Source organism: Neptunomonas sp. (assembly GCF_041601355.1).
GTDB lineage: Bacteria > Pseudomonadota > Gammaproteobacteria > Pseudomonadales > Balneatricaceae > Neptunomonas.
The window spans coordinates 1-3,414 of sequence record NZ_JBFIIH010000229.1 but is presented as its reverse complement, the minus strand read 5'-3'; the positions used below and the strand labels follow the sequence as shown (position 1 = coordinate 3,414).

Here is a 3,414-nt window from a genome sequence, read left to right as displayed (position 1 = left end):
CACCATTTTCTTGAAGGCTATACGATCTTTACCCTCTATTTCTGTCATGATCGGGATGTCAGAACTCATTGCGTTGACGGCACGGTTATTGATGTGTAGTTCATAATGCAAGTGTGCGCCCGTAGAGCGGCCTGAGTTACCCGATAGTGCTATTTTCTGCCCCCGCGATACACTTTGCCCTTTGCGTACATAGGCCTTTTTCAAATGCAGGTAACGGGTTTTATATTTCTGGCCATGTTTGATTTTGATATAAAGCCCGGCATAGGCGTGTTTTTTCACTTCAATGACGACACCATCACCGGTTGACAGCACCGGTGTACCAATCGGTGCAGCGAAATCAGTGCCGTTATGCGGCCTGACCAGGCGGGTAATAGGATGACGGCGATTGGGGTTGAAATTAGAGGAGATTCGTAGCTTTCTTTCCAGAGGGTAACGAGAAAACGCACGTTCCAGCCCGGTACCTCTTTCATCGTAATAGCTGTCTTTATAGAGATATGCGCTCACTTCACGTTTCTTATTGATTATCTTAATCGCTTCGATACGTGTTTCACCGGTTTCTTGTTCGTTTACCATTTGTTTGGAGCGTACGATATGGAATGTATCGCCAAGACGAAAACCCCGATTAAAATTAATTTTTTCTTTAAGGAGCGATGAAATTTCCATGATGTCGCCAGCGTCCAGGCCGACCTTGGACGCTGAATTGTAAAAGCTGCCTTTGACTTCTCCCGAGAGTACTTCCTGTGTCCAGTCACCCGGTATAATTAACTCTTTGTATTCAAAGCCTCCACCATCAACGCGTTGATAGGTCACCGTGTGCGCCAGACTGAAGACTATTTCAAGCTTATCCAACTGCTGTGTCCGAGAATCTAACCAGAAGCGCAGTGAGTTGCCGGGCTTTAAGGTATCTAACGCCAGAAGGGCAAGGTCGGTTTCCAGAATTTCGTACATCGTTGATTGTGGAATACGCAACATATCGAAAATTTGGCTCAGTGAATCTCCTTTTGAGATGCTGTACGCGTAATTTTCAGGATTCAGAGTGGTGAGCTTGTATTCGTATTCGGTAAAGCCGGCTTCTGAAGAGATAAGTTTTGGAAGCGCTAGTGTTTGCGGTTTATCGCTGTTACCAAGAAACATGAAAGCTAAGACCAGAAGGGTCAAAAAAAGCGATAAAATTTTATGAATAGAAGGGAGCCGGGACCAGAAAAGATCCGCATACATAATTACTTGGCGCATATGACCATAAGACCGTACAAAAAATGAGTTATAGCCTGCTAAAGTAGCGGATTCGGCACTATAAGCCAAGTCAGAAGGCTGTTTTGCCGTAGCTAGTGATACAATGATAAGGTTTTTATCCTGATATGAATACGACAGAATAATATTTTCATTTAAAAAATGCTGAGAGTTACTTCGTAAAAATGAGTAAATTAAACAGGCACTACATCTTTGGTTATGGCAGTTTGATTAACAGTCTGAGCCGGGCAGTGACAGGTGAATCGGGTAGTGTGTTGCCGGTTAAAGTCTGTGGATATGAAAGGTCATGGTCTGTGATGTCTGCGGATTTTGGCATGAGTTCTGTCGCTGTCGTGCAGCGGGAAGGCGCTATCTGTAATGGCGTTTTAGTTGAGGTGCCGGAAAGCGAGATCCAACACTTTGATCTACGCGAGCGGGGTTATCAGCGATCACGGATCGAAGCACACCAGATACAGACGTACCAGGAAGTTGATTTGCCTGAAGGGACGTTATGGATCTACCACGCCTGTGAGATTGTAGTGCCCACACATACCTGTCCGATTGCGCTGAGTTATGCCGATGTTATTTTGGCCGGTTGTATCGAGCACGGGCATGAGTTTGCATTAGAGTTTATCGCGCTGACGAAAGGTTGGGAGTATCCGGCCCTGAATGACCGGAATACGCCTCGTTATCCGCGGGTACAGCGACAGCTGCATACGCCGGTGCTGAATCGGTTAGTGGCGGATGTCATTAGGTTATCAGATGAGCAATTATCAGCATCCTATGATGAAGGCAGTGCGGACTAATATTGCTGAAGCCGCATCGATCAACAGTGCTGAGGGCCGGTATGGTTTGGCATTGATGCTGCCACTAATACTAAAGTTTCGCATCCAGAGTAGTAGTTTTCTGAGGCTATTGCCGTAGTGTGCAAGCGATTGGTCAGCCGCATAATATCTGTGTTGTTTCTTGAACTTATCCCTGTGTTTTTTTAGTCAGTATTTTTTGTTTCTGACCCTCCTTTTTTTGCCCGCATCTGATGCGGGTTTTTTTTGGCCACGATTTACCAGAGTCAGACATTATTCATATAAATCCGTTATGATTTATTTTTTGTTTTCAATCCCGATGTGAGAAATAAAATGGCCGGATCAAGCCTGTTAGTCTTAATTGATGATATTGCAACGCTACTCGATGATGTGGCAATGATGTCTAAAGTGGCTGTTAAAAAAACCGCCGGCGTGCTCGGGGATGATCTTGCATTGAATGCGGAGCAGGTTTCAGGCGTGAAAGCAGATCGTGAGCTGCCAGTGGTATGGGCTGTGGCGAAAGGTTCATTGCTGAATAAGGTGATTTTGGTTCCCGGGGCGTTGGCGATCAGTTATTTTCTGCCGTGGTTAATTATCCCGATGTTAATGCTGGGAGGCTTGTTCCTCTGTTATGAGGGCTTTGAGAAAGTAGCTCACAAATATCTGCATAGTGCTGACGAAGATAAGGCGCATCATGCCCAGTTGGAAGCGGCAGTTAAGGATAGCAGTATCGATATGCGGGCATTTGAAAAAGATAAAATCAAAGGCGCTATTCGTACGGATTTCATACTGTCAGCAGAAATTATCGTAATTACATTAGGCACGGTGGCCGGCGCGCCATTAGTCACACAGCTGGCGGTGCTGGTCGGTATCGCTTTGCTGGTGACGGTCGGTGTTTACGGGCTGGTGGCAGGTATTGTTAAACTGGATGACCTGGGCCTTTACCTGGAGCGTAAGCCGGGGCAAGGTGGCTGGGTTAACTTTCAGCGTCGCTTAGGGCTTCGCATCGTAATCGCCGCACCTTATTTAATGAAAGGTCTGGCTATAGTCGGCACGATCGCCATGTTTTTAGTGGGTGGCGGTATTATTTCCCACGGTATCCCTGTTTTGCACCATTGGATAGAAGGTGCAGAAACGACAATAGAGTTGCTGCCTGGTGTCGGTAGCGTGTTGGGTGCGTTAACTCCGACCTTGTTGAACCTGGGGATTGGCTTGTTGGCAGGTGCTCTGGTTGTTGCTGTCGTGACGTTAGGGCAAAAACTGCTTGGTAAAAAAGAATCAGCCGCATGACTTCCCGTTTCAGAACACAAATCTAAACGCAAAGCAAAATGTCGGGCTGTACATTTTTGAGATACACAGTGCGGGGATACAGCGCAGCAGT

General features: G+C 46.3%; 3 protein-coding genes. 2 read left to right on the top strand and 1 reads right to left on the bottom strand.

Annotated elements, in window-relative coordinates; all coding sequences use genetic code 11:
- Positions 1–1,233 (bottom strand): peptidoglycan DD-metalloendopeptidase family protein (locus tag ABY436_RS19665; RefSeq protein ID WP_372740623.1); only part of this gene is annotated, 1,233 nt, incomplete at its 3' end.
- Positions 1,234–1,415: 182 nt separating this feature from the next.
- Between ABY436_RS19665 and ABY436_RS19660 the strand changes: the two genes are divergently transcribed.
- Positions 1,416–2,036: a gamma-glutamylcyclotransferase family protein gene (locus ABY436_RS19660; protein ID WP_372740622.1), complete on the top strand. Its 621-nt coding sequence runs from the start codon at positions 1,416–1,418 to the stop codon at positions 2,034–2,036.
- Between the two features lie 330 nt (positions 2,037–2,366).
- Complete coding sequence (locus ABY436_RS19655) at positions 2,367–3,323, top strand: DUF808 domain-containing protein (protein WP_372740621.1); 957 nt, start codon at positions 2,367–2,369, stop codon at positions 3,321–3,323.
- The last annotated feature ends 91 nt before the right edge of the window (positions 3,324–3,414 follow it).

Excerpts from the sequence above, each read along its gene's own strand:
- ABY436_RS19660 (WP_372740622.1), top strand. The coding sequence starts at position 1,416 with ATGAGTAAATTAAACAGGCACTACATCTTTGGTTATGGCAGTTTGATT.
- ABY436_RS19655 (WP_372740621.1), top strand. The coding sequence starts at position 2,367 with ATGGCCGGATCAAGCCTGTTAGTCTTAATTGATGATATTGCAACGCTA.